This is a genomic window from Bacillus sp. 7884-1 (genome assembly GCF_002272245.1).
GTDB lineage: Bacteria > Bacillota > Bacilli > Bacillales > Cytobacillaceae > Neobacillus.
This window is the reverse complement of sequence record NZ_NPDD01000305.1, coordinates 1-6,401: the sequence shown is the minus strand read 5'-3', so window position 1 is coordinate 6,401 and position 6,401 is coordinate 1. Positions and strand designations below refer to the sequence as shown.

Genomic DNA, 6,401 nt, shown 5'->3' with positions numbered 1-6,401 from the left:
ACACTGGCTGCCTTTTTTGTTTGTTAAAACGAAATTTTACAGGTATCGTTCCCTTGCCCCACCTTTTTCACCCTGCCAGGGAACGATTCTCGAGGTATCATTCCCTTGATAACCTCGTTTTCGTCGTTAAAGGGAACAATTCCTAACAAGAGATTTTTAAAGTTGTTTTGGTAGCATCATCAAAATAAAAGACTAGGGCTCCCTAGTCTTTTTCATATGGATTTAAGAAGAAGTAATTTGCCCGCCGTTAACATGAATCGTTTGCCCGGTCATAAACCGAGAATCATCTGAGGCTAAATAAACATAGGCAGGGGCAAGTTCAAAAGGCTGACCTTGACGCTGCATCGGATTACCTGCAAGAGGAATTTGGTCTGCAGAAAAGCTGGATGGAATAAGCGGGGTCCATACCCGTCCGGGAGCAACGGCATTCACTCGAATCCCTTTATCGACTAAATTGTTTGCTAAGGCACGGGTGAATCCTACGTTAGCAGCCTTAGTCGCGGAATAATCAATCAATTGGTCATTCCCATAATAAGCTACTACGAAACTGTATTAATAATGGTAGTCCCTGCCTTTAAGTGGGGAAGAGCAGCCCTGGTTGTGTGAAAATGGGAGTAAATATTGACTTTAAAGGTTTCATCAAACTGCTCATTTGAAATATCAAGCAAGCTTAATTGCTGAAACTGGATTCTGGCATGGGTGCAGAGAATTTCAAGGTGTCCGAAGGTTTGGACCGTTTTTTCCACGATATCAATACATTGCCGTTTTTCTCTTAAGTCGCCAGACAATAATAGACAGCGCTGTCCAATTTCTTCGATACGCGCTCTTGTTCGATTTGCATCTTCATGCTCATCCAAATAAGAGATGGCAACGACTTTATTTCGTTGTGCCTTTGTGGTTTTTTACTTTATTAGAAAGTTTAATACCTGCCTCTTTAGTTATTTGAATATTGTTCTGTATTTGTATTTTTGTGCCTATCATTTCGAGTGCTGCAATTGTTTCATTTTGTTTGTTTTTTATTGGTACAGCAATAGTTGTAATACCTATTTGGTTATCGTCGTTGCTTTGAATATAGCCATTTGCTTGTAGCTCATAGCGAAGTTTTGAAACAATGGATTGTTCATTAATAAATGCCCTAATGTCAGTATCATTTTTACTTAACAACAATACTTTTCCTGCACTAGTACTTAGAAAAGAAGATTGTTTTCCAATATAACAAAACTTACTAAAAAGAGGATTATTTACTTCAATCGCATTAAGGTAAAACGTGGATTCCTTAAAAATAATAGCGAATGCACATGATAAATTTGTACGCAAAACAATTTCTTCTAATATGCCTTGAGATAGATGAAATAAATCTTTTTCTTTTCTAATAGTAGATTCTAATGCACGAATAGAAATACCAAGTCTATATTTATTGGAAAGAGAATCTTTTACTACGAACCCTTCTGACCGTAAAGTTGTTAATAAGCGATGTACGGTACTCGGTGCAATTGATAATTTTTCAGCCAGTTCGTTTAGATTATATTCAGGCTTTTCAACAGTGAAAATATTCATTAGCCTGAGTGCATTTTCTAGCGATGAATAACTTTGTTTTGGCACATTCATCTACCTTTCAACTCTTTTTATAAATCCAAGTTTTTCAGATATTATATCACTACATTTTATCAAATCGTTTAAATGAACTGATGAATTTATTTTGTTACTACGTCCTGTTATGCTAATGGCTGCAATTACTTCCTCAGAAAAATCTAATATAGGTACCGCAATACTCGTAAACCCATCTGATAATTCATCTGTACTTATGGCAAACCCATTATTTACAATTACATCCAAATCGTTTTTTAATTCTTCAATTGTTTTAACAGTTTTGGAGGCGAATTGTTCAAAGCCCTGATCCGTAATTTTTTTTAATAATTCTTGTTGTAAAGCTTCAGATTTATATGCTAACAATACTTTTCCACAGCCTGTACAATAGGCAGGATTCCGTTTTCCAATATGTGAAGCAAGACGAGTAGAATACAAACTCTCAAATTTATCTAGATATAAGACATTGGTTTCTTCCAATACCCCTATGTGAACGTTCTCATTGTACTTTTCAACTAATTTATTTAAGATCGGCCTAGCTTCCTTATAGATTTCCATCGTAGATGTCAAGACACCAGATAATCTAACAATGGCTAAGCCGAGTCGGTATCTTTTAGAAACAGTATTTTTTTCTAAGTATCCATATTCCACTAATGTATTAAGTAACCTTTTTGTATTACTGATGTTTAACGATTTTTGTTTTGCAAGTTCAGTTAAAGTCCACTCTGGAGCACTTTCGGTGAAAAGCTGCAATAACTCCATCGCATTTTTAACTGTTTGGATGATGTATTTTTCATTGACAGCATTCACCTTGTGTATAATATATTTTTCATCCATAGTAATAGCCGCCTTTCATTGTTAAATCCATTTTAACAAAAAAATAATTATTTTCTGTCTATCTGAAAATTAAAAATTATTTTAATTTTGTCACATAACAGAATAATCATATTTATATATGACAAAACCGTATGATACTATCATTTTACACTTTAATATATTGGAAATGTGGTAAAAGGGGATGAGTATTTAAAATTGAGAAAATCATAGGTTAGAGTTCGAGAACTGCTAGAGTAGGATTACACTAATATTTGTTATCGCTTACATTCATGGAGTGTCAAAGATTAAATGATAAAACTTTGGCATCATAAAGACTAAAAGGAGGGTTTCGCAAAATGAAATCTATTACTCAATCAATTGAGAATTCTACTATTAAGAAAGCAATGTGGCGTATTTTACCATTTACATTTCTATGCTATGTGGTTGCTTATTTAGACCGTGTAAATTTGGGATTTGCAGCTTTGGAAATGAATGCGGATCTGGCGTTATCGGCGGAAGTTTTTGGTTTATTGTCAGGGATTTTCTTTATAGGTTATTTCTTATTTGAAGTACCGAGCAATATGATTATGCATAAAGTAGGGGCAAAAATTTGGATTGCCCGCATTATGATTTCATGGGGAGTTATCGTAGTCTTAACAGGATTTGTCCAATCGGCTACTCATTTATACATTGCTCGTTTTTTACTGGGTGTTGCTGAAGCAGGCTTCTTTCCCGGAATTATTTTATATTTTACTTATTAGTTCCGGAGCACAGAACGAGGTCGTGCCTCCGCAATTCTGGTCATGGCTTTGCCAGTCGGAACCATTATAGGTGCACCATTATCAACATGGATTATAGACAATATTGCTTGGAACGGAATGGCTGGATGGAGATGGATGTTCATTCTTGAAGGGATTCCAGCTATTATTTTAGGGATTATCACGTTGTATTACTTAGAGAATCGCCCAAAGGATGCGAAATGGTTAACAGAAGAAGAAAAAACTTGGTTAGAGAAGGAATTGGAGGAAGAAAGACGTCGAAGGTTAGCGGTCAATAAAGCTTCGAAGTTAGAAATGATAAAAGATAGCAAACTATGGAAGCTCGCTTTTACTTATTTTGCTCATTATACAGCAATGTATGGACTTGGATTTTGGCTGCCAAGTATCATTAAGTCATTCTCCGAGAATTCCAGCAATATGGAAATTGGCTGGCTCGCCATTATACCTTCCATAATTGGTATTCCTAGTATGTTACTATTCGCCTGGAATTCTGATAAGAGAAAGGAACACAGGATCCACTTAGTAGTTAGTCTCTTAATTGCTGGAGCAGGTTATGCTATGTGTGGACTTGCAGATAGTGCCCTATTAATGATGGCATCATTATCATTTGCTGCAATTGGACTTTATGGATTCGTTGGAACCTTCTTCTCTTATTTGACTAATTTCTTTACTGAAGCTACCGCACCAGCAGGTATTGCATTGGTTAATGCAATTGCGAGTTTAGGCGGCTTTGTTGGCCCAACGCTGTTCGGAGGCTTGTCTATTTCAAATGGCATGTTTGTTCTTGGTGGATTAATCACTTTAGCAAGTTTAACCATCTTTACTTTGAAACATAATGCTTTAAAGAGTGCGAGTACACACGAAATAATCAAAAGTCAAGCCCAATAGGAACGAATATTCTGAACCAAGAATTTAATCATGGATTTCAATAAATTAGAGGTGGGATTCAAATGGAAAAATTAATTATCACAGTAGCGACGACAGGAGACTTTGCAACAAAGGAGCATACTCCATACTTGCCTACTACACCAGAGGAAATTGCTGAATCTATTTATGAATCATGGAAAGCAGGTGCAGCCATTGCACATATCCATGTCCGAGATAATGAAGGCAAGCCAACTCTTGATTCTGATAAGTATATTGAAGTGGTAAAACGTTTAAAAGAAATGAATTGTGACATTATTATCAACTTTACTACTGCTGGTGGAGAACTTAGAGACGTAACTAAACGCTTTCCAATTGTTGAATTACATCCAGAAGTGGCTTCCTATGATGCGGGTTCTTTTAATATAGGTCCGAATGTATTTATTCATAGTGCTGAGATGCTAGAGCAATTAGCAGAGAAAATGCAAGAAAACAATGTAAAACCAGAGATTGAAGTATTTGATGTGGGCATGATTCATAATGCACTAAGAGTTGCAAAAAAGGGGCTTATTAAACCGCCATTCTTTTTCCAATTTGTTCTAGGGTCACAAGGTGGAATACCTGCTACACCTGAAAATCTTATGTTTATGAAAAATGCCATTCCAGAAGGCTCTATATGGTCAGCAATTGGAGCAAGTAAAGATCAATTAATGATCAATATGATGTCCATCGTGCTTGGCGGACACGTTCGTGTAGGTATGGAAGACGCTGTGTATTATAGAAAGGGTGAACTAGCTACCACTAATGCCCAATTTGTTAAGAGAATTGTAGAATTGGCGAATATTTATGGCAGAGAAGTGGCGACACCTGATGAGGCTAGAGAAATTATAGGTTTAAAAGTAAAAAACAAGGTACTTGCCAACTAAGTGAACTGGCCAAAAGGAGGAATGAAGAGTGATTGTTGAATACCCTTTCAAGGTAAGGTGGGGAGATACTGATGCTGCGGGAATTGTATTTTATCCCAATTTTTATAATTGGATGGACGAAGCAACACATGAGTATTTTACCGCTATTGGACTCCCAGCCTCTACCTTATACGTTGAGCAGCAAATTGCTGTTCCGTTACTAGAGGCTAATTGCCAATTTAAGAGCCCATTATTATTTGAAGATGATGTGATCGTCCGTAGTACAGTAAAGGAAATGAGCAATAAAGTTTTCAAAATTAGCCATCAATTTATCAAGGATGAAAAAATAGTAGCGGAAGGGTACGAAGTTCGTGCCTGGACATCGTTTAAAGAAAAGCCTAAGGCTTGCCCGATACCTGATTCTGTAAGGGATAAAATGATGCCTTAGCATGTAGGGACAATGGACATCTGAAGTTTATAAGAGATACTAGGAGCCAGTAAAATCAAGCGGTTTTTCAGTACGGGTCATTCTTTAAGTGATTAGATTTCTATAACTTGAACAAAGGATGTCCAAAAAGTTTTGGACATCCTTCTTAATAGTAAACAAGCTTAATAAACTTCAAGATAAGAAAGCCAGATTAAATTTAGGGGGAATTACCTTTGACGACTCAAAAAGAACGCACTGTAATTGTTACAGGTGCAGCACAGGGGATTGGATATGCAATTGCTCAAAGCTTCATAAGAAATGGTGACTTTGTGGCAATCTTTGATTTAAATGAAGAAGCTGCCAAAAGTGCTGCTGGAGAATTAGGAAATTCAAAAGGCTACCAAGTAAATGTAGCAGACGAAGAAAGTGTTAAAGCCGCAGTTGAAAAGGTCATTATGGAACGTGGAACCGTTGATGTCCTTGTAAACAACGCAGGAGTTCAGTTTATTTCCCCTGTTGAAGATTTTCCAGAAGAAAAATGGGACCTAGTTGTCGATGTCATACTAAAAGGTACATTCTTAACAACTAAACATGTCCTTCCTGCTATGAAAAAACAAAGAAAAGGTCGTATTATTACAATTTCCTCTGGACACGGTAGAAGACCTGACGCTTATAAATCTGCATATGTTGCAGCAAAATATGCCCAAATTGGGTTTACCAATGTAACAGCCATGGAAACAGCACAATTTGGTATTACAGCTAATTCGATTTTACCTGGACCAACACGTACAGAATTGATTGAAAAACAATTACCAAAACTTGCAGAACAAGATGGAACGACTATAGAAGAAGCATTAAATCACCATATTTTGGGAAAACAATGGATGAAACGATTACTTGAACCTTCAGAAATTGCAGCTACAGCTCTATTCTTAGCTTCAGAAGGGGCAGCTTCAATCACCGGAGAAGCAATCGGCGTTACCGGAGGAGAATAATTTTATAGAAGTGGGATGACCAGGGGTG

At 36.7% G+C, this 6,401-nt stretch carries 5 protein-coding genes and 2 pseudogenes; 4 read left to right on the top strand and 3 right to left on the bottom strand.

Annotation, left to right across the window (positions count from 1 at the left end):
- Positions 1-222: 222 nt before the first annotated feature.
- The 3 genes and pseudogenes from CHI06_RS28700 to CHI06_RS28690 form a co-directional block, all read right to left on the bottom strand.
- Positions 223-875, bottom strand: a pseudogene (locus CHI06_RS28700) (SDR family oxidoreductase); the annotation flags it as partial.
- 1 nt (position 876) lies between these two features.
- Positions 877-1,608, bottom strand: a complete 732-nt coding sequence (locus tag CHI06_RS28695) for an IclR family transcriptional regulator (protein ID WP_095252032.1) — start codon at positions 1,606-1,608, stop codon at positions 877-879.
- On the bottom strand, positions 1,609-2,424 hold the full coding sequence (locus CHI06_RS28690) for an IclR family transcriptional regulator (protein ID WP_095252031.1): 816 nt from the start codon (positions 2,422-2,424) through the stop codon (positions 1,609-1,611). It abuts the gene before it with no gap.
- Between the two features lie 335 nt (positions 2,425-2,759).
- On the opposite strand from CHI06_RS28690, the pseudogene CHI06_RS28685 reads away from it, so the two are divergent.
- From CHI06_RS28685 to CHI06_RS28670, 4 genes and pseudogenes are all read left to right on the top strand, one after another.
- Positions 2,760-4,070: pseudogene (locus tag CHI06_RS28685) on the top strand (MFS transporter).
- 62 nt (positions 4,071-4,132) lie between these two features.
- Positions 4,133-4,972 (top strand): 3-keto-5-aminohexanoate cleavage protein, encoded by an 840-nt coding sequence (locus tag CHI06_RS28680; RefSeq protein WP_095252030.1) that lies wholly within the window; start codon positions 4,133-4,135, stop codon positions 4,970-4,972.
- Between the two features lie 31 nt (positions 4,973-5,003).
- Positions 5,004-5,399, top strand: coding sequence for an acyl-CoA thioesterase (locus tag CHI06_RS28675; RefSeq protein ID WP_095252033.1), 396 nt, complete (start codon positions 5,004-5,006; stop codon positions 5,397-5,399).
- A gap of 212 nt (positions 5,400-5,611) precedes the next feature.
- A complete protein-coding gene (locus CHI06_RS28670; RefSeq protein ID WP_095252029.1) occupies positions 5,612-6,373 on the top strand; it encodes a 3-hydroxybutyrate dehydrogenase in 762 nt (253 codons plus the stop codon).
- Positions 6,374-6,401: the final 28 nt, after the last annotated feature.